Below are 17,597 nucleotides of genomic sequence, written 5' to 3'. Positions count from 1 at the left end.
CGATGAAACGCCTGATTCTCCTGTTACTGTTCACCGCCAGCGCGTGGGCGCAACCGCTTGAGGTGCAGACCAGCCAGAACGCGGGCTCTACTCTCAGACCGCTGACCACTCAGCAGCAGGCCACCGTCTGGGGCGTCACGCCAGAGGAGTGGCAGCGCTATCTCACGCTGAAACAACAGGCGCGCGGCGTCTGGTCGCCGGGGCTCGATCCGCTGACCACCCTGGGCGTGGAGGCTGAAAGCGATCATGAACGCCAGCGCTTCGCCGAACTGCTGGTCAGGCAGGAATACCGGCGGCTGGAGAAAGAACTCGCCTTCCAGCGCGCGTATGACGCAGCCTGGCAGCGTCTGTATCCTGGCCTGACGCCGCTGAAAACCACCTCCGCCAGCACTTCCCGCGTTTCGCTGTTCGTCCAGGAGGACTGCCCTCCCTGCGACAGCCTGCTGCGTACTCTGCTGGCACAGCAGCGCCCACTGGATATCTGGCTCGTCGGAAGCGAAGGCGATGATAACCGGGTGCGCCGCTGGGCGATGGCGCATGGCATTGACGCAAAACTGGTGAGTGAACACAGCATCACGCTTAACCACGACGCGGGCCGCTGGCTGCTGTTGGGCCAGAGCAAAATCCCGGTGGCGCTGGAACGTAAGGGGGAGCAATGGCGCGAGGTCCTGCCCTGATCCTGCGGCTGCCCTGCCTCGCGCTGGCACAGCCTCTGCCGGAAGCGTACCTGCGCGCCGCAGAACATTTCCGCGTGCCGCCGGAACTACTGTGGGCCGTCACACAAACCGAAAGCGGGGCGAACCTGAGCGGCAAACATCGCCCGTGGCCGTGGACGCTCAATATCAAAGGTACCGGCTACCGCTACGCCAGCCGGGAGCAGGCCTGTGAGGCGCTGCTGGCCGCCATCCGCCGTACCAGCCCGAAGCGCATTGACGTGGGGCTCGGGCAGATCAATATCGGCTGGCACCGGGCGTATTTTGCTTCTCCCTGCGACGCCCTGCATCCCCTGCAAAACTTGTCGCTTATCGCGCAACTGCTGCGTCAACGCTACGATGAACGCCCCGGAAGCTGGCTTAATGCCGCCGCCCGATATCACCGTCCCGCAGGCGGCGCGCCCGCTGCACGCTACCGTAAGCTGGTCAGTCGCCATCTGCCACAGGCCACACCGCCATGAGCCGCTACGCGCTGGAGGCGCTGCTGCGACCGCCCGTGGAGTTTTACAGCACCGTCACCGCCAGTTGTGGCGCATTAATCTGCCTGACGCAAGCCCCACTGCTGATGCTGACGCCGTGGCAGGCACGCCTGATGGCCTGCGCCCTGATGCTGCTGGCCATGCGACGCGGCTGGCAGGGCTGGAAAATCGTGCGCTATCACCGCAACCTGCTGCGCCTGCCGCGCTATGCGCTGACCAGCAGGAAAATCCCGGTCAGCCGCCAGCGGCTGTTTCTCGGTAAAGGCTTCGCTGGCAGCCCATCCACACCCAGAGACTGTACGACTGCCTGCAACCGGAAGCCGCACGCTGGCTGCTCCCGGGATGGTGTTACCGCCTGGCAAGACACATCGAAAAACGCAGCGAACACACTCTGCCCGGCCTTGCCCGCCTGCTCAGCGCCGATCGCTGGCTGAACCCGCTGCGCCCGCTGCCGCCCGTCGGCGGCAATCCGTGGTTGCACGGGGTAGAACTGAAAGAGTACGACGTCACCCTGCCGCTCAGCGAGCGCCCCGGCCACACGCTGGTGCTCGGCACCACCCGCGTCGGTAAAACCCGGCTGGCGGAACTGCTTGCCACCCAGGATATCCGCCGTGGTGAGGTGGTGATCGTTTTTGATCCAAAAGGCGACGCGGATCTGCTGAAGCGTCTGTGGACAGAAACGCAGCACGCCGGACGCGGCGATCGCTTTATCCTGTTCCATCTGGCGTACCCGGAGATCTCCGCCCGCTACAACGCCATCGGCCGCTTTGGCCGCATTTCGGAAGTGGCGTCGCGCCTCACCGGACAGCTTTCCGGCGCAGGCAACTCGGCGGCCTTTCGCGAGTTCGCCTGGCGTTTTGTCAACATCATCGCCCGCGCCCTGGTAGCGCCCGGACTACCAGCTGATTTCCCGCCATGTCGTCAATATCGACGCCCTGTTTATCGACTATGCCCGCATCGTGCTGCCGCGGCACAACGCGCGGGCGTGGGAAGTGGTGGCGCAACTGGCGGAGCGCGTTAACGACAAAAACACGCCACGCCCTATGCTGGGCCGCGATCCTCACGTGGTGGCGCTGGAGCAGTACCTCAATGCAGAGAAATTTTACGATCCGATCCTCGACGGCCTGCTCTCGGCGGTGCGCTATGACAAAACCTACTTCGACAAGATTGTCGCCTCACTGCTGCCGCTGCTGGAAAAGCTGACCACTGGCACGCTCGCCGCCCTGCTCGCCCCGGACTACCACGATCTTGATGATGCACGCCCGATCCTCGACTGGCAGCAGGCGATCCGCCAGAAAGCAGTGGTCTATGTCGGGCTGGACGCACTCTCCGATGTGGTAGTCGCTGCCGCCGTCGGCAACTCGATGTTTGCCGATCTGGTGAGCGTCACCGAGCATCTCTACAAGTTTGGCCTGAATGATGGGCTGCCCGGCAATAGCGAAAAACCGCTGCCTATCAACCTGCACTGCGATGAGTTTAACGAACTGATGGGAGAGGAGTTTATTCCGCTGGTCAACAAAGGCGGCGGCGCGGGCATCCAGGTCACCGCCTACACCCAGACGCTGAGTGATATTCAGGCCCGCATCGGCAGCGCACCGAAGACAGGCCAAGTGGTGGGTAACTTCAACAACCTGATTATGCTGCGGGTGCGCGAAACCGCCACCGCTGAACTGCTGACAAAGCAACTGCCACAGGTCGAAGTGCGCAGCCGCCAGGTCAGCTCCGGCGTCACCGACACGCCTGGCGGCATCAACAGCTTTACCAGCAACACCCGCGAGCAGGTGATCACCAGTAATGTGCCGCTAATCGATACCGCCGCGCTGATCCAGCTTCCCAAAGGCCAGACCTTTGCCCTGCTTGAAGGCGGCCAGCTGTGGAAAATTCGTCTGCCGCTGCCCGTAGCGGATAAGCACTGCCCTCTACCGGAGTCTGTGGCACAACTGGCAGCATGGATGCAGGCACGCCAGCAGGGGCGGGCGGAATGAGCGAGCAGCGGCCACCTCCTTCACGTCCGCCACAAGGACCGGTCGGCTGGCTGCTGTCGCTGGCCGGAAGGTTTATCGGGCTGGTTATCGGCGCGCTGGTGTTGAGGGTGGTACTGGAACTGGCAGGGCTATATTTCTGGTGGCCTCAGGAAGGCAGCAGGCATGTTTTTCAGGTGATGAGGTGGGAACAGGCGGAACTGTTTAGCACATTACAACCGCATCCGCTGAGGAATGAAATGGTGAGGTTGCTGGAGAACGGGACAACACACGCGCTTTTGGCTAACAGGTTCCTGCAGAAACCGTTAACCGCCCTGGCTTATATGCTGGTGAGTTTTATGCAGCGCCTGACATGGCTTACCACTATGCTCCCCCTGCTCTGCCTGTGTGCATTAACAGGGCTAACGGAAGGTCTGGTGCGGCGGGATCTGAGACGGTTTGGCTCCGGGCTTGAATCCATTTTTCTCCATCGCCATATCATCAGGTCTGGCAATTCAGTCGCCGCAACGCTGTGGGTATTTTATCTGGCGCAGCCGCTGTTTATCCCCGCGATGCTGGTTTTACTGCCCGCCTCCTTAGGGCTTGGGATAACGGTATGGATGACGGCAGGGAGTTTTAAACGCTGGTTATAAACCACTCAATTTTACGCCTCCCGTTTCGATCAGCAAGTATCACTGCATGGCATCGTCTTTCAGTTGCCTTAGTGATGTTCTATCCATCAACAAGCCTCCTCATAAAGCCATCATGATCTGAACAACGGCCTAGTGCCAGATGCAAACATTGCTCATGTGCGAGTCAACTCTAAACTTATGATTAGGCCAGTGACCACTTCTTTTTCATAAAACAGCATACGTAGATTTCGAGCAAAAGTAGAAATCTGATCTTTCCCCGGTACTGTTAAGTGCACTACAGATTTTTTATGTATAAAATGATATAAGGCCACCAAGACAGTAAATGAGAAGGAAACCAGCTAAGTGGCAAAGATGATCCCTTCATTTGGACCTCAGGCAACTGAAAGTTATGGAGAGGTGGTGCTTTATAAGTTAATTGAGAGTCAGCTTTCTAATGATTTTACCGTGATACATAGCTTGCCTTGGCTGTGCTCAGCAATAAAAGAAATAGATCCTCATTTCGCACCTACTGGTGAAATTGACTTTTTAATAATCCACAAGGAATTGGGAGTACTTGCTCTAGAAGTCAAAAGTGGCAAATATAGGGTAGATGGAGTTACATTTGTACATTTATCAACCGGCAATATAACTTCTCCAATTCAACAGACGCGCCATAATGTCCATGGACTGGCAAGGTGGCTAGGGGGAAATAAAGAACTACGATTACGAATTGGGTATGGTTTGGTCTTTCCCGATAGTGACTTTACTAATCAAATTTTCAGTGCAGCATTAGTTGATATTAGTGTGACGCCAAATAAGTCGATAGCAATTGATAAGGGGCAAATTCCGTCGTTGGGACAGAGAGTTATTGATATCATGAATTACTGGAAAGATTCTCTTAATGTACCAGTAATGTCTGATGCAAAAACACAGAAATTAATAAGTATGCTTTGCCCACAGTATGATGGAACCCCAAAATGGGGGACTAGAGTATTTTTTGATAATAAAATTTGGCTACCTTTAACAAATGAGCAGAGTGAAGTGGTAATTACAGCATGCGACCGCACACGAATGCTTGTCACCGGATGGCCGGGTACGGGAAAGACTTTGATTGGTATTGCGATTGCCCGAGAAATGGTAAGTCGTGGAATGCGCGTTCTTGTATTAACTTTTAACAGTTTACTGGCTGAGTACCTAACAAGGCAGTTGGATTCTGATCAAGCTAAATGTACTGTTTCAACATGGCATCGTTTATGCGTAATTGCACGTCACCAACTAGGCATCACCACTGAACAACTGAATGATGATTGGTTTAAAACAGGATGTTTAGATGATATAAGAATGGCTATCGCGAGAGGTATGATTGATAATTATGATGTGCTTATTATAGATGAGTGCCAAGCTCTACGTCCTGAATGGTGTAGATATCTTGTTGAGTGGTTTGCAGGGAAAAAAATTATCGCCTTTTGTGATGAAACACAGCTCTTTCCATTTGAGTCTGGTATTGATTTACTTCAACTTTGTGATTTACTGAAAATTGAATCTCCGTTTTTACTAACTATAGCTCTTCGAACTCCCAAAATGATAACTGAAAGGTTGTTATCAGTTAGGCCAACTTCTTATCAGTTATATTCTATGAGAGAGAAAGAACCAGAAACGTTAAAGGAAGTTGTTTTCAGCACTGATTGGTCTTTAACAGAACTACTAGAAAAGCTCATGCATGAAGGAGTAATGAAAAAAGATATTGTCGCTTTATATAAATATAATTTACCTCTATTATTTGAAACAATTCTTATAGAATATGACATTAGAACAGAATCAGTATCTCGCTATCGCGGGCTGGAATCCCCAATTATTATAATTCTGGATGCCGACAGCATGGTGGATGCTGAGCTTTTTTGTGCATATTCTCGTGCCACAACATTAGTTATTGCAATTTATAATCCAAGAGCAATGGGTGGTAAGTCTGCGGGTAAATTTCAAGAGCAAGTACTGGCCATAGAAGAAAATAGGGACAAGCTTAACGAATATCATCTCACTTCCCTAGTGTGTAATATCATGCGTACCCATCTTGGTTTCAAACAATTCGATATAGAAAGTATTAATTTGAGCTGGCACAAAGCATGGGGAGTATGGCTTGTTGAATTGAATGATTTAAATGGATACGAATCATTATGGCTTGATTATCTTGCTTCTAACTTTAAGTCTCCAATTTTTTACTGGGATAAAAAATCTCAGTTTGTTTTTTACTCTTACAACCTGAATGGCAATTTTCCAGGTGACTCTAGTGAAACAACGCCTCTAAAATTAGAACACTGCGATAACTGTGATACATTTGTTCCATATACAATTGGTCTCAAATCTGAATGCATATTCTGCCACGGAGATACCAATACATTTTACGAAAAACTCAATCCAGATACGATTGAGGGCATAATAAAATATGACACAACTATTTTAATGAAAAACAATTCAATTCCGATTAACCAACTTCCAATTTCCTTAGCTGCCTTTGGGGCTCGACGATATGCTGAAAAAAAGAGAGGGGTAGCTAAAGATAGCCTTGAATTACCTCATGGGAGAATTTTATATCGTGCGGCGCTGGCATTCGTACAATCAAGAATAATCTACCATCCCAAAGGTACGGAAATTATCACTGTTGAATTGGCTACTGAGTTATTTAATAAATACAATGATATTCAGCTGTCGCTTTCATTGTCTCAATGGAAATCAATCGTTTCCAGCGCTTTTAGCACCTGCTTTCAGAAAGGGTTGCTCACAAAAAAAAGTAAGGGCATTTACATTACCAGTTCTAATTAATGCCCTACTTATTCATGAGCAATAATTCGTCCATTATTAATAAATAATGTTATTAGCGATATTTTTTAATAGATGAGAAAAGTTTTGTGCCCTCGCTCATAGGGGAGCCCACTATTCCAAGGCCTGAACGCTTTGCCCTATTAACGAACATCATGGTACATATTTCCCATTCTCAGCAATGACGTTATATACCAAGTCACTGCTAAATTTTTTACTAAACGTAACCAGTTCTTCGCTGACCCATAGTCAACCTCTCTTCTACCCTGCCCTGAACAAACTTCTGGGGAGAGTAGTCATGTTCAGCCGCTCATCATTTCTGTTACTGACTTTGCTCATAGGATCTCAGGCCTTTGCTACCCCTGAATCCACCCAACTCGCTCTCGCGCTGAAACAACTCGAAGGCGTAAAAACCTCGCTGGAACTAGCCCGGAGCAACGCCAGCACCGATCCACAGTCACGCCACTTCTTCGACTACTTACAGGCGCAGCAGGATATCTCAACCATTCAGCAGGGCATTCGCCGCTACCTTGCCCCGGCAAGAGCGCAGCCACGCTCCGTCCAGCCACTCAGCGCCAGCTACCAGCGAGAGAACCCCGATGACTGACTCGCAACTCGCCGCCTTTCAGGCCGCCAGCCTGAGCAAACCGGAGACCGTCAGCCTGCTCATACTCGGCCTGTTTACCAGCGTCATGCTGCTGTGGTGTGCCTGGACACTAATGGTCGCCTGGCAGGGAGTCTACCGCCAGCGCCTGAGCTGGCAGAGTTTTGGCGCGGTGGCGGCCCGTTCACTGTTACTGGTGCTGGTCAGTTTCTGGCTGGTACTGAGCTAAGGAGTTTTCATGCGCTGGCTGTTGTTACTGTTATTCGCTGCATTCAACGCCTTCGCCGACCTGCCAACGATGGAGGATCCATCACGCGGCCAAGGTCAGGGCATTATGGAGACGCTGCAAAACTACGGTTTTGACATCGTGGTGCTGCTGGCGCTGGCCATCTGCGCCGTCGGTTTTCTGGTGGTGGCGAACAACTGCATTGCCACCTACTCCGAGATCCAGAGCGGGCGCAAGCAGTGGAAAGATTTGGGCTCGATGGCGGGCGTCGGCAGTATTCTTCTGGTGGTCATCATCTGGCTGCTCAACCAGGCTTCGGACGTCCTGTAATATGACGACCATCCCCTTTCTCCCCGACCGCCTCAACCGCGAGCCGGTGGTCTGGCGCGGTCTGACCACCAGCGAACTGTTTCTGGTGCTGGCTCTCGGTCTTGGCGTCGGCTGCGCGTTCGGCATTGTGCTGGCCCTGATAACCCACTACTGGCCGTTGATCCCCCGGTTCAGCGCTGGCAGGTGCGGCGTTGTTCATTCAGGGTGGCGGGCGAGTTCTGGCGCGCGCCAAACGCGGTAAGCCCGATAGCTGGCTGCCGCAGGCGATCCTTGCCTGGCTGGAGCACCATCATATTCGCGATGCGCAACTGGTTCAGCACAGCACCTTATGGGTAGTGCGCAGGAGTCCGCGATGAGCCGCTTTCGCCATGCGCTGGCCGAGCGAGATAACCATATCCTGACGCCGCGGGCGGTGATTATTCTGCTGTGCCTCTGTCTGGCGGGCGTCGGATACGGCTGGTACCGCGCACCGCAAAAGCTCACCCTCTGGTTCCCGCCGGACCTGCGCAGCGGCAGCACCCGCCCGTGGTGGGAAGTGCCTCCCGCCAGCGTCTACGCCTTCACCTTTTATATTTTCCAGCAGCTAAACCGCTGGCCGGACAACGGCGAGGAGGACTATTCCCGCAACCTCCGCTCGCTGCGCGCCTACCTGACGCCCGCCTGTTACACCCGGCTGGAGCACGATTTTCAGGTACGACGCAATGGCGGTGAACTGCGCGAACGCACACGCGGCGTGTATGAGCTTCCCGGCCACGGCTACAGCAGTCTGGTGCATGACGGCGATAAACGCCCCATCCCCCGCGTCGAGACCTTAAGCCGGGATGCCTGGCGGGTGACACTTGATGTAGCGGTTGAGGAGTATTACCAGAACGGTGAACAACTCTCCATTTGACCTGCAAGCCATTCAGAACCCGTCAAAGATAAAATCGAGAGCATTTTTGATGGTTTGCCTGTGGGAACGAACGTCCATCACCTCATCACCAATCTGCGAAAGCCTGATACTCGCCATTTCGTGAGTCATCACCAGATAGTCATTACCTTCCACATTCAGAGTGGGCGTGAGGCGCTTAACTGGGTTATTTATCAATCTGCTCACAGGAAACAATGGGATAACCATGCGAGTATGCAGTTCATCAATAATATCGCTTTGCACATCAAGTAAATAAGGATAAGCCTTGCTGTTTCCTTTATTGCGATAAACCATGTATTGCATGATTAAAACGTCCTGTAATCGTCCGATAAAAGGCCGTGCTCATCAGTAATACGATTGAGCTCCTGCAAACCCGCTCTATTTTCTGCTTTCCAGCGTTCAACGCCTGTGGCACTGATTTCCTCTTTCAGCGCGGCGGTAAGCACCGCTGACAGATTAATACCTGCATCACGGGCTTGCTGAAGCAATGCAGGTTCCAGCGTGACACTGACTGTTTTTTTATGTCGTACACTCATACCCGGCATAGAGCCTCCTAAAATTACACGTGTAATAAACACATGCATCTAGTATGGGGAATATTTAAGCAAATGGCAATGAGAGGCGACTATCTCGGATAGCAACATCTTTGCCTGTCAGGTTTCCTTTAAACGGTTGGCAAAATCTACCATATCCGAATGACTCACCACACGACCAGCATCCACATCGGCAAAACCGGCCTGGATACTCTGATGACGCCGTTCTCTTTCGGCCAGCATACTGGTCAATGCTTCCTTAATAATCCAGCTCTTAGAACGATCTAACTCAATTGCCAGATTTTCAACAGCAGCAGCCAACTCAACTGGAATCTGGGCGCTGATGGTCTGTTTAGCGGAAGAAGCCATAGGGATTACCTCGTTTAATAATACTTAATAACTCCTATTAAGATTAGCATAGAGGTGCCTATAAAAACATCACATCTTATTTCGCAGGCAACATCCCCGGAAAGTGCTTTGCCACGATATCATTCATCTTCTCTACCAGATCCAACCGTTTGAACGTAATGTGCCCGCTCCCCTTCTGAAAGTAACGAATAGTGAAAAGTTCGTCTTCGAAAACTTGCTGATGCGGATTGTCACGCACGAAGTCCATAAACCGGATGGAGACATCATGCCGGTTATCGGGAATAGTCTTCCCGTCAAGCAGGTACAGCATCCGCTCCAGATCGGCGAGCTGGTCACGCCGCCAGCCCCAGTTCAGGCTGAAACCCCATTTGTCGTACTTCACCAAGCTATTAACGATAATCCTCTTACCGAAGTAGCAGGGATTATTGGTTTTATAGTCCCAGCTTAGTCCTTTGAACACATTGATAATGCCGCGTTCAAAAACCTCCTGCTTATTGTGGTGTAACTGCTCAAAGGTACTCAGGATATTGGCTTTACTGATGGCCGGAAGATCGCCTTCATCCAGATCCTTTGCCCACTGGTTGCGAGCCTCAGCATCCATCAACGACAACATCCCCGATTTCAGCATCAGGTCACGCCAGATGCTGCGATCGATATTGCGGGCGATTACCGGCAAGGATTTATCCATCGACTGCATCAACCAGCAGTCAAAAGCCCGCCCTTGCCGCATCGCCCAGTGCTCCGCCGTGTTGCCGCCAATACTGGATGTCAGGCAGGAAATCTCCTCAAGCTGGTGGATCACGGCTTCAATCTGCTTCAGTGCAGCATTACGGCCTGTGACGATCCGCTCTATATTTGTCGAGCAAATCAGCTCGTTATGGTCAGTTAATAATTCAGCTTTTGTTTGCATAATTTTCGTCCGTATAAAAGCAAACACGCCCGCCGGGGATGGCAGGCGCATTATGCCGGGAGTTAGCAGGGAAGAAAGATCGGGAATGGAATACGGGAAGGCTGTTCGCAAGATTAAGTGTGCCGAGAGATTACGGCGACATCGCAACAGGCCCGTTGCCTGTCGCGCCCGCAAAATGTCTATAGCCCGGAGATAAGGTGATGGTTCCTGCCCGCTAAATCCTCGGCGATCGATACGAACCAGTTCGTACTTTTCCACCAGAAAGTTCACGGCATCAGCAAGCGTAACGCCTGCGTTGATATGTTCCTGAATAACAATATCGTCGCAGAATGGTGTGTCGTTAAGTTCAAGGCCGTAGTGGCGTTGCAGCAGGTACGACAGCAGTTTTTGCCAGACTTCGACGGGCGACAGGCGTGACGGGGCCGCTGCCGGTAAAGGCAGTGATAAAACGTTTTGCATTGGAATATCCTCGTTTATTCGGTCGGGTAGATAGTGAGGTAAACGTAGCCGTGGCTACCGTCGGTGTCGGCTTCGCAGGTCAGGCCATTGAGGGTGATGCTGTGGCGGTGCGGCTGGCGCGGATCGAGCGCCCCGTTTTTTAGCGCCGATTCCAGTTGCTTCACAAACTGCGGAAAGGTGATATCCAGCGTGTGTAGTTGTTCCGCAGTGAAATCACCACAGAGACTGGCGCGATCGGCCAGAAAGTGCAGGCGACACCCTTCCTGCACTAACCGCGCACCAAACGAGGGCACGATATCGCTCCGCAGGCCCTGGACAGGCACGGAGGGTTGATTCCGGGTCATTGTGGTTTTCCTTCAGAATGGGGATGAACAAAGCGCCATCGTCTGGCATTTTCTGATGATTTTCACAGCCAGCCCCGTGCGGCAAAGGACAGGACATCCCGGTGGCCGACAACGAAATGGTCAAGAACGCGGATATCGACCAGTTCCAGTGTGTTTACCAGCCGTGTGGTGATCAGCCGATCGGCCTGACTGGGTTCGGCATCCCCGGACGGGTGATTATGAGCCAGCACCACTGCCGCAGCATTATGGTGCATGGCGGCGCGCAGGACTTCCCGTGGATGAACTTCCGTATGGCGGATACCGCCGGTGAACAGCGTCTCATGCGCCAGTAACTGGTGTTGATTATTCAGAAACAGCACCATAAATACCTCCCGCTCCAGAGGCGAGAGTTGCAGACGCAGCCAGTCGCGAACGGAGGCTGCGGAAGTAAAGGCCACGCCGGGCTGGCGCAGGTATTTATCCAGCAGATTCACGGCCCTTCTGATAGTGCGCTGTGCATACGGCGTTAAGGCAGGTGGCGCATCGGGCGCGGATGCCGGTATCAGTGGTATTGCAGTATTCATTTGTCCTCCTCTTCAGCTCAGCGCCTGCTGCATTTGTTCAGCCAGCACCCACAGGGCGCGATTAAGTTTGATATCGCCGTCGATACCTTTAATGGCGCGGGTGTGACTGCGTTTACCCTGTGCCGATAGGCCATTCAGCCCACCTTTCATCAGGTTCTCTTGCACCCGCTGAAAAGTGGTCCACAGATCATCTTTCTTATCCTCCCAGCGGCGGGCGCTCAGCACCTGCGCTTCGGTGACGGGGGGATGCTCTTCTCCATAGCGGTACGCCAGCGCGGCGCGGGCGTAAGCGTTCTGGTTCTCCGATGAAAGCGTGACAGCCTGCATCGCCTCTTTGCCCTGTTCAATGTGGTCGAACACGCCGAGCACTTCATATGCCCCCTCAATCACCTGCCCGACGATATCGCCTTTATGCGGAACGCGGATGTCGCCAAAAGACTGACTGCACACCAGACCATTGCTGCATACCTGAAGGTACATTCCCGGCATCATGCGGTAGCTGCTGGTGCCATCGTGACTGTTAAGCAGCACGATTTCCTGCACCTCCTTTTGCGTGATTTGCCCGGCGCGACGCGCATCAGTTCGTCGAGGGTAAGTGGGCGATCGCGGCGGATGGAGGTTGCCGCACCGTAAAGCGTGGATAATCGGGTCATGATAAATACTCCTGAAGGTATAAAGATAAAAAAGCCCCTGTGCTAGTAGCGACAGGGGCCGGGGAAGCGTGATAACAGAAGGGGTTAGTGCTGATTTTTTTGTTTCGCTTTCGACCAGGAAGGTCGGTTGCCACCGGAGAACGATTTCTGTGCTGACCAGTAACCAATAGGGAACTGCTTCACCAGCGACCCGTTGATAAGAATATCGACCGATGAATACTGACCGTGGCTGATACTGCCCTCCTGGATGTAGGCATCGGCGCTACAGGTGCCGGTGTCGTACCGGTGCCACGACGCTGAACTCCGGTCAGCGACATAAAAGTCACCAAAAGCGCAGCCGGTAGCCGAACGACGGTTCAGCACCGCAACGTACCATTTTGAATTTCCCACAATCGCACAGGCGCTGTTCTGTCCGCCACAGGCCTGCCAGAGCGTCGTGCCTTTATTGCTGAACGTCCAGATGGTGTTGGCTGGCGGCGCATCCGGTGATGCAGGCGCGGAAGCGGGTGCAGTGGCAACCGGCGCAGTACCTGTTTCACCGGGGCCGGTTTTTATCTCACCGTCCGTCAGGATACTGGCCTCTTCGTTATCAGGCTTACCCACCCAGACCCCTTTACCATCGAAATAGTACCCCAGTAACCGATGACTATCAGGTTGATACAGAAAGTTGAAATAGTGATAACCACAATTACCCGCCTCGCACACCATACTCTTCAGCCAGGTCTTGCCCCCAATCTGTACGGGTGACAACGGATCTTCCGGCCCGGCCAGCTTGCCAGAAGGGCCAATCAGATTTGCCATTCCCGCCGCGCTTAAATTGCTTTCAATATCGTGGGCATAAACCGGATCGGATTTATAAAGGTCGGTTGGATATGGGCAACTGTCGTCCGTGCAGTTCAGTGCATCTACGGCGGTTTTTGCCGCACCCGCACCCGCAGCCCATGCCCCGGCGCTTGCCGTCATCAGCGATGCGACCAATAACCCTTGTGTGATTCTGTTTTTCATCTTCACTTTGTTTATTTCCTTCAATAAAAACGGGGCCGTAAAAGGCCCCGGACAATGCAGACAGTTATCTCTCACCGCGATCGCGCAGGATCTTGCGGGCAAGCCGCCTTTCCATCTCTCCCACCTTTCGGCTATCGGCGATCTGCTCCAGTTGCGAGCTGCTTTTCCCTTCCAGTTGATCGTGCGTTTCTTTCATATCCCTGACGGTGTTCAGCCCCTCTTTTGCCGCGCTGAGCGCAAGCCGACCCGCTGTATCCCAGAATCCCATGACATCGCTCCCTGAATCAGTAACCGTTATTTTTTCCCCACTCACAGCCGCAGTCGCGGCACATCCAGCCGTCTCCCCACGGAATGATATCGTCCGATGAACCGCAGTCCGGGCAGCGACGCCCGGCATGACAGAGGCGAAGCGTAATTTTCTGGATTTTCATGATGTACTCCTTTTCGTTCAGATAAACCGGCAGTGAACTCCATCCGGTGGTGTTGTGCTGAATCATCAGCATTTATTCGTCGGCACCGTTCGGGAACGGGCCGGATTTAAAGGTGGCGAGCAGATCCCGGATAAACCGGTAATGCGGTAAGGCATTAATAAAGTTGGGATGACGGGTAAGACGGCTGATGGTTTCATTACGTGTATAGGTGTCCGCCAGCACCGCCACATTCTGGATCTCGGCCAGTGGGAACACGGCAATGTCATTCCATAACTCGCCCGTCAGATACCAGTTACGTTCCAGACAGATAAGACGGTAAGGCGCGAGGCACTCGCAGCGCTGCCCTTTCGCCAGCAGGGAGATACGGTTGCGTCGGTTAATCGCGGTGACGAGATGGCTGAAAATCCCGGTAAATGAACCCGCAGTCAGTGCCACCGGGGGCCAGATGCAGCAGGGGCTATGTTCAGTTTCATCCAGCAGCGCACCTGCCAGACGAAGATCCAGCCCCGGAAACAGCGCTTCCATATCGCTTTGCCGGGCAAGTGTTAGTCCGCTTCTTTCGCGTTGACCTGCACTGTCGGCAGTCACCAGGCGGCAATGACCGTCGTTATATTCCAGATCCAATCCGGTCAGGCGTTCGCGGAGATCCCGGCGCAGGGTACGAACGGAAACACCAAACTCTTCTGCAAGGTGGCGCATATTGAGATTCTCCCCGGCAAACAGACGGCGAATGATTTGCGTCAGCCTGTCGGCAAGCCGTTCATGACGGCGTTCAGTCTGAGGCATAGAAGGCTCCGTTTTAATGCCATGAAAAATATGTGGTTATGATAAAGAGGGGCGCGGACAGGGTATGGACACGGCGAAAAATATTTTTCCCGGTGGCCCGATCCCTGTCACTACGGGTGCTGGTGGACAAAACTGATGGTTTTTACATCATTTTCTGGCGAGCCAGGCGGACAGGGTATGTCCACATGACGCCGGAGAGCGATGGGGCAGCACTCCGGCAATCCGTGATGAACCAGAGTGAAAGCATGAAAATAAAGCCCGGCCCTGTCGCGGGAAGCGACAGGGCTACAGCAGGAAAAGCGAGGTTAAACCGTACAACGCGGAATGATGCATGGGGCCAGAGCCAGAAAATATTTAATCATTGAATGTCAGCAGACAGTCATGGCAGAGATACTCATCAAGCACCTCACCATCCAGGTTCCCGCCAGTCATTGCGCCCAGCGCAGCGCTACTTCCCATCCCGACCAGAAAACCGATCACGCCTCCGGCGATCGTTCCAATGCCGGGAATAATGGAGCCTGCCGCTGCGCCGAGTGGCCCCCTCCGCACCAGCAACGCCGCCTGCGATAGCACCAATCCCGCCACCGACTTTTCGGCCAATATTTCGCTTCTGCGTATTGACTGAACCACAATGTGGACAAATCATTTTTATCTCCTTGGACAGCTAAAAGAAAACCCGCTGGGAAGTGATTCGTGGCGGGTTGTTGAGTGTTGTCATGGGGATAATATCTGTCTGAAAATAGCTGTAAGGCTACCGATATTTTGTATAGGCATGATTAATGAGTTGTTCCAGTTCCTCATTGATATTCATTCCATGATATTTAGCCATAGCCGTAAGCCTCGCTTTGGCTCCGGAGCTAATATATGTATTTAGCACTTTTTTATCCTTCACGGATTCACGATATTTATTCTGACTTCTGGTCTTTTTCATTCGCACAACAAAAAGCTTTAGTTCTGACTCATTCATCTTTCTTGTTGAGAAACAAATATCGTACTTGTGATATACCCTCAACTGATCCGATATGCAGGCATTATTAATTTTATCGATATGAAGGACGGTATCTTCTCCGTAAACTTTATCTATGTACTTAATAGCCCAAAAATAATCATCTTTATATTTTGCAGAGTAAGTCTTCTCCGGGAATGGGAGAGGGTTTTCGGCCATATCTTGGATTAATTCCCACGATCTTTTCGCCTCCATAATTTCGCTTTGAACACATTCACGATCTATATAAAAACTCATTTCATCCAGCGCAAGTAGAAAGGCCGTTTTGTCTACGCAACCTTTTTCACTGTCAAATACATCAGTAGAAAAACAAAACGATGAAATTGTTGGTGTAGAATACATTAGTTTGTATCTCTGCATTACCGTATGTAATACCAACATCATTTCTCTCTGCCCTTTACACCAGGACAATAAATTTTCATTTATCAGATATTTTAATGCTATTTCCCTAAGCCCAGTTACATATTTTTCAATGTTTTCACCATCGCATTTTCATTTCATTACACTGGAAAACGCATCTTTAAACTCATTCCCCCCATGAAAATAAACGCTTATTTTATTTTTTATATCTTCCCACTCACACCCAAATATTTGGTTGCCTGTAACATCACTAAACACAGATTCGCCTTTATTATATTTAATCACATTGAATAGCGCGTTATCTAATCTGATGTTTGGCTTTTTTCCATCTCCGGACTTATTCATACCATCTCCAAAAACAATCAATTTTATCTATTCAGATAGTACATTTTTAATTGATTCTACGTAGAGATTTACGTCGCATTTTACGTAGAAAAATACGTAGATTATTTTGTGTCTTTTTCTTGTTTTTTACATTGCGACATGGGGCTCAACAGTCTCCTTATCACTTGTCATTTCACAAAACAAGGAACATCAGGTTATCTTTGGAAAGGAAAAAAATGAATGATTTTCTCCTGAATCAGGAAACATAACTTCGGAGTAAAAATTGACGATAAAATGGCGGGCAAAGCCAGAGCGGGAAAGATTTTCTGGCTTATGAATATTGTCTGTTTAGTAATATATGTCTTCTGTCCCTATCTGATATATCTACTCCGTTATAACCGACGGATGATCACCTCATCATGGATACCTGAAGAGATTCGATTACTATGACAGGGTTATGCTAAAAAAAATACAAATACACCTCTCTGGTATGTACTACCAACATACCCGTGAGGATATTGAAATGAACCAACGTTATAACCTTGATAACAGACATGCTCCTTTCAACAAACGTTATCTGGAAAGAATGTGGATGGTGTTGAATAACGCTATCAACCAACATTCAAGAACTCTGGCTGTAATAGCCATACTCAGATTACCTGAGTATCGGGATATTGGCGACAGTATCAGTAGCATCCCAGACCACAATGGAAATATTATGTCCAGATTTATTGAATCACTGAGAGAAAAGATAACCGCCTATCAAAAACGTAAAGCCAAACAGAATATTCGAGTTCATTATAGTGAGTTACGCTATGCCTGGGTCAGGGAATATGAGTCAGGTAAAAAGCCACACTATCATATCGTTTTATTATTCAATCACGACACCTTCAATACGCTGGGACACTATCGAAATGAATCTGACAATCAGGGGACGCTTATTGCGGATGCCTGGTTGAGTGCGTTATCTCTTTCTGCATTCCCTGAATATCGAACACTGGTCCACTTTCCTGATAATCCATTGTATTACCTGCATGCTCATTCAACTGACTTTGTTAACATCTACAATAGCCTAACGTTTCGCCTGAGCTATTTTGCTAAAGAACGCTCGAAAATCTATAGCCGTGATAATCGTTCTTTTGGATGCAGCCAGCGCTGATAACAGCATTATTATTTTTTTAC

At 51.1% G+C, this 17,597-nt stretch carries 22 protein-coding genes and 4 pseudogenes; 11 read left to right on the top strand and 15 right to left on the bottom strand.

What is annotated here, in order from left to right; genetic code table 11:
• The first annotated feature begins 2 nt into the window (after positions 1–2).
• The 10 genes and pseudogenes from ACLJPE_RS13455 (at position 3) to ACLJPE_RS13410 (ending at position 8,654) form a co-directional block, all read left to right on the top strand.
• Entirely contained in the window at positions 3–677 is a 675-nt protein-coding gene (locus ACLJPE_RS13455) for a TIGR03759 family integrating conjugative element protein (RefSeq protein ID WP_023212774.1), read from the top strand.
• The gene (locus ACLJPE_RS13450) at positions 656–1,174 is read left to right on the top strand and encodes a transglycosylase SLT domain-containing protein (protein WP_023212775.1); all 519 of its coding nucleotides are present in this window, start codon (positions 656–658) and stop codon (positions 1,172–1,174) included. The genes ACLJPE_RS13455 and ACLJPE_RS13450 overlap by 22 nt, the downstream gene beginning before the upstream one ends.
• Positions 1,171–3,177, top strand: a pseudogene (traD, locus tag ACLJPE_RS13445) (type IV conjugative transfer system coupling protein TraD). Before ACLJPE_RS13450 ends, traD begins: the two are co-directional and overlap by 4 nt.
• Positions 3,174–3,806, top strand: a complete 633-nt coding sequence (locus ACLJPE_RS13440) for a DUF4400 domain-containing protein (protein WP_039513690.1) — start codon at positions 3,174–3,176, stop codon at positions 3,804–3,806. The pseudogene traD and the gene ACLJPE_RS13440 overlap by 4 nt, the downstream one beginning before the upstream one ends.
• Before the next feature lie 351 nt (positions 3,807–4,157).
• On the top strand, positions 4,158–6,605 hold the full coding sequence (locus ACLJPE_RS13435) for a nuclease-related domain-containing DEAD/DEAH box helicase (protein WP_052942568.1): 2,448 nt from the start codon (positions 4,158–4,160) through the stop codon (positions 6,603–6,605).
• Positions 6,606–6,900: 295 nt separating this feature from the next.
• Complete coding sequence (locus tag ACLJPE_RS13430; RefSeq protein ID WP_023212781.1) at positions 6,901–7,209, top strand: RAQPRD family integrative conjugative element protein; 309 nt, start codon at positions 6,901–6,903, stop codon at positions 7,207–7,209.
• Positions 7,202–7,435, top strand: a complete 234-nt coding sequence (locus ACLJPE_RS13425) for a TIGR03758 family integrating conjugative element protein (protein WP_023212782.1) — start codon at positions 7,202–7,204, stop codon at positions 7,433–7,435. Before ACLJPE_RS13430 ends, ACLJPE_RS13425 begins: the two co-directional genes overlap by 8 nt.
• A gap of 9 nt (positions 7,436–7,444) precedes the next feature.
• Positions 7,445–7,762 (top strand): TIGR03745 family integrating conjugative element membrane protein, encoded by a 318-nt coding sequence (locus ACLJPE_RS13420; RefSeq protein ID WP_023212783.1) that lies wholly within the window; start codon positions 7,445–7,447, stop codon positions 7,760–7,762.
• Between the two features lies 1 nt (position 7,763).
• Positions 7,764–8,118: pseudogene (locus ACLJPE_RS13415) on the top strand (TIGR03750 family conjugal transfer protein).
• The gene (locus ACLJPE_RS13410) at positions 8,091–8,654 is read left to right on the top strand and encodes a PFL_4703 family integrating conjugative element protein (RefSeq protein WP_254910998.1); all 564 of its coding nucleotides are present in this window, start codon (positions 8,091–8,093) and stop codon (positions 8,652–8,654) included. The pseudogene ACLJPE_RS13415 and the gene ACLJPE_RS13410 overlap by 28 nt, the downstream one beginning before the upstream one ends.
• Before the next feature lie 12 nt (positions 8,655–8,666).
• Here ACLJPE_RS13410 and ACLJPE_RS13405 read toward each other — a convergent pair whose 3' ends face one another.
• The 15 genes and pseudogenes from ACLJPE_RS13405 to ACLJPE_RS13335 all read right to left on the bottom strand — a co-directional run bounded on the left by ACLJPE_RS13405 (position 8,667) and on the right by ACLJPE_RS13335 (position 16,436).
• Positions 8,667–8,975, bottom strand: a complete 309-nt coding sequence (locus ACLJPE_RS13405; protein WP_023212786.1) for a CcdB family protein — start codon at positions 8,973–8,975, stop codon at positions 8,667–8,669.
• A gap of 2 nt (positions 8,976–8,977) precedes the next feature.
• Entirely contained in the window at positions 8,978–9,217 is a 240-nt protein-coding gene (locus ACLJPE_RS13400; RefSeq protein WP_001118105.1) for a type II toxin-antitoxin system CcdA family antitoxin, read from the bottom strand.
• A 108-nt stretch (positions 9,218–9,325) separates the two neighbouring features.
• Entirely contained in the window at positions 9,326–9,574 is a 249-nt protein-coding gene (locus ACLJPE_RS13395; RefSeq protein WP_023212787.1) for a CopG family ribbon-helix-helix protein, read from the bottom strand.
• 76 nt (positions 9,575–9,650) lie between these two features.
• Positions 9,651–10,484 carry a DUF4942 domain-containing protein gene (locus tag ACLJPE_RS13390; protein WP_023212788.1) on the bottom strand — a complete coding sequence of 278 codons (834 nt, stop codon included), beginning with the start codon at positions 10,482–10,484 and terminating at the stop codon, positions 9,651–9,653.
• 144 nt (positions 10,485–10,628) lie between these two features.
• Positions 10,629–10,943 (bottom strand): annotated as a pseudogene (locus tag ACLJPE_RS13385) (TA system toxin CbtA family protein); the annotation flags it as partial.
• Between the two features lie 14 nt (positions 10,944–10,957).
• Positions 10,958–11,287: a type IV toxin-antitoxin system YeeU family antitoxin gene (locus ACLJPE_RS13380; protein WP_023212789.1), complete on the bottom strand. Its 330-nt coding sequence runs from the start codon at positions 11,285–11,287 to the stop codon at positions 10,958–10,960.
• A gap of 62 nt (positions 11,288–11,349) precedes the next feature.
• On the bottom strand, positions 11,350–11,850 hold the full coding sequence (gene radC / locus ACLJPE_RS13375; protein ID WP_023212790.1) for a RadC family protein: 501 nt from the start codon (positions 11,848–11,850) through the stop codon (positions 11,350–11,352).
• A gap of 12 nt (positions 11,851–11,862) precedes the next feature.
• A pseudogene (locus tag ACLJPE_RS13370) lies at positions 11,863–12,423 on the bottom strand (DUF932 domain-containing protein); the annotation flags it as partial.
• A 164-nt stretch (positions 12,424–12,587) separates the two neighbouring features.
• Positions 12,588–13,508: a hypothetical protein gene (locus ACLJPE_RS13365; RefSeq protein WP_023212792.1), complete on the bottom strand. Its 921-nt coding sequence runs from the start codon at positions 13,506–13,508 to the stop codon at positions 12,588–12,590.
• A gap of 64 nt (positions 13,509–13,572) precedes the next feature.
• Positions 13,573–13,776, bottom strand: coding sequence for a hypothetical protein (locus tag ACLJPE_RS13360; RefSeq protein ID WP_000508162.1), 204 nt, complete (start codon positions 13,774–13,776; stop codon positions 13,573–13,575).
• A gap of 16 nt (positions 13,777–13,792) precedes the next feature.
• Entirely contained in the window at positions 13,793–14,011 is a 219-nt protein-coding gene (locus ACLJPE_RS13355; RefSeq protein ID WP_000928654.1) for a hypothetical protein, read from the bottom strand.
• Positions 14,012–14,725 carry a helix-turn-helix transcriptional regulator gene (locus ACLJPE_RS13350; protein WP_001620327.1) on the bottom strand — a complete coding sequence of 238 codons (714 nt, stop codon included), beginning with the start codon at positions 14,723–14,725 and terminating at the stop codon, positions 14,012–14,014. It abuts the gene before it with no gap.
• A gap of 354 nt (positions 14,726–15,079) precedes the next feature.
• Entirely contained in the window at positions 15,080–15,325 is a 246-nt protein-coding gene (locus ACLJPE_RS13345; protein ID WP_001719480.1) for a hypothetical protein, read from the bottom strand.
• A gap of 151 nt (positions 15,326–15,476) precedes the next feature.
• A complete protein-coding gene (locus ACLJPE_RS13340; RefSeq protein ID WP_023233289.1) occupies positions 15,477–16,115 on the bottom strand; it encodes a hypothetical protein in 639 nt (212 codons plus the stop codon).
• Positions 16,116–16,223: 108 nt separating this feature from the next.
• Positions 16,224–16,436: a hypothetical protein gene (locus ACLJPE_RS13335; RefSeq protein WP_023233288.1), complete on the bottom strand. Its 213-nt coding sequence runs from the start codon at positions 16,434–16,436 to the stop codon at positions 16,224–16,226.
• 502 nt (positions 16,437–16,938) lie between these two features.
• On the opposite strand from ACLJPE_RS13335, the gene ACLJPE_RS13330 reads away from it, so the two are divergent.
• Positions 16,939–17,574: an inovirus Gp2 family protein gene (locus ACLJPE_RS13330; protein WP_024148582.1), complete on the top strand. Its 636-nt coding sequence runs from the start codon at positions 16,939–16,941 to the stop codon at positions 17,572–17,574.
• The last annotated feature ends 23 nt before the right edge of the window (positions 17,575–17,597 follow it).

This window comes from Salmonella sp. SAL04196, from assembly GCF_046550835.1.
Taxonomy (GTDB): Bacteria; Pseudomonadota; Gammaproteobacteria; order Enterobacterales; family Enterobacteriaceae; genus Salmonella; species Salmonella enterica.
This window is presented reverse-complemented; position numbering and strand designations above follow the sequence as displayed.

What these genes read in the sequence shown, in the direction of transcription:
- ACLJPE_RS13455 (WP_023212774.1), top strand. Translation starts at nt 3, where the DNA reads ATGAAACGCCTGATTCTCCTGTTACTGTTCACCGCCAGCGCGTGGGCG.
- ACLJPE_RS13450 (WP_023212775.1), top strand. Translation starts at nt 656, where the DNA reads ATGGCGCGAGGTCCTGCCCTGATCCTGCGGCTGCCCTGCCTCGCGCTG.
- ACLJPE_RS13440 (WP_039513690.1), top strand. Translation starts at nt 3,174, where the DNA reads ATGAGCGAGCAGCGGCCACCTCCTTCACGTCCGCCACAAGGACCGGTC.
- ACLJPE_RS13435 (WP_052942568.1), top strand. Translation starts at nt 4,158, where the DNA reads ATGATCCCTTCATTTGGACCTCAGGCAACTGAAAGTTATGGAGAGGTG.
- ACLJPE_RS13430 (WP_023212781.1), top strand. Translation starts at nt 6,901, where the DNA reads ATGTTCAGCCGCTCATCATTTCTGTTACTGACTTTGCTCATAGGATCT.
- ACLJPE_RS13425 (WP_023212782.1), top strand. Translation starts at nt 7,202, where the DNA reads ATGACTGACTCGCAACTCGCCGCCTTTCAGGCCGCCAGCCTGAGCAAA.
- ACLJPE_RS13420 (WP_023212783.1), top strand. Translation starts at nt 7,445, where the DNA reads ATGCGCTGGCTGTTGTTACTGTTATTCGCTGCATTCAACGCCTTCGCC.
- ACLJPE_RS13410 (WP_254910998.1), top strand. Translation starts at nt 8,091, where the DNA reads ATGGGTAGTGCGCAGGAGTCCGCGATGAGCCGCTTTCGCCATGCGCTG.
- ACLJPE_RS13405 (WP_023212786.1), bottom strand. Translation starts at nt 8,975, where the DNA reads ATGCAATACATGGTTTATCGCAATAAAGGAAACAGCAAGGCTTATCCT.
- ACLJPE_RS13400 (WP_001118105.1), bottom strand. Translation starts at nt 9,217, where the DNA reads ATGCCGGGTATGAGTGTACGACATAAAAAAACAGTCAGTGTCACGCTG.
- ACLJPE_RS13395 (WP_023212787.1), bottom strand. Translation starts at nt 9,574, where the DNA reads ATGGCTTCTTCCGCTAAACAGACCATCAGCGCCCAGATTCCAGTTGAG.
- ACLJPE_RS13390 (WP_023212788.1), bottom strand. Translation starts at nt 10,484, where the DNA reads ATGCAAACAAAAGCTGAATTATTAACTGACCATAACGAGCTGATTTGC.
- ACLJPE_RS13380 (WP_023212789.1), bottom strand. Translation starts at nt 11,287, where the DNA reads ATGACCCGGAATCAACCCTCCGTGCCTGTCCAGGGCCTGCGGAGCGAT.
- radC (WP_023212790.1), bottom strand. Translation starts at nt 11,850, where the DNA reads ATGAATACTGCAATACCACTGATACCGGCATCCGCGCCCGATGCGCCA.
- ACLJPE_RS13365 (WP_023212792.1), bottom strand. Translation starts at nt 13,508, where the DNA reads ATGAAAAACAGAATCACACAAGGGTTATTGGTCGCATCGCTGATGACG.
- ACLJPE_RS13360 (WP_000508162.1), bottom strand. Translation starts at nt 13,776, where the DNA reads ATGGGATTCTGGGATACAGCGGGTCGGCTTGCGCTCAGCGCGGCAAAA.
- ACLJPE_RS13355 (WP_000928654.1), bottom strand. Translation starts at nt 14,011, where the DNA reads ATGCTGATGATTCAGCACAACACCACCGGATGGAGTTCACTGCCGGTT.
- ACLJPE_RS13350 (WP_001620327.1), bottom strand. Translation starts at nt 14,725, where the DNA reads ATGCCTCAGACTGAACGCCGTCATGAACGGCTTGCCGACAGGCTGACG.
- ACLJPE_RS13340 (WP_023233289.1), bottom strand. Translation starts at nt 16,115, where the DNA reads ATGATGTTGGTATTACATACGGTAATGCAGAGATACAAACTAATGTAT.
- ACLJPE_RS13335 (WP_023233288.1), bottom strand. Translation starts at nt 16,436, where the DNA reads ATGAATAAGTCCGGAGATGGAAAAAAGCCAAACATCAGATTAGATAAC.
- ACLJPE_RS13330 (WP_024148582.1), top strand. Translation starts at nt 16,939, where the DNA reads ATGAACCAACGTTATAACCTTGATAACAGACATGCTCCTTTCAACAAA.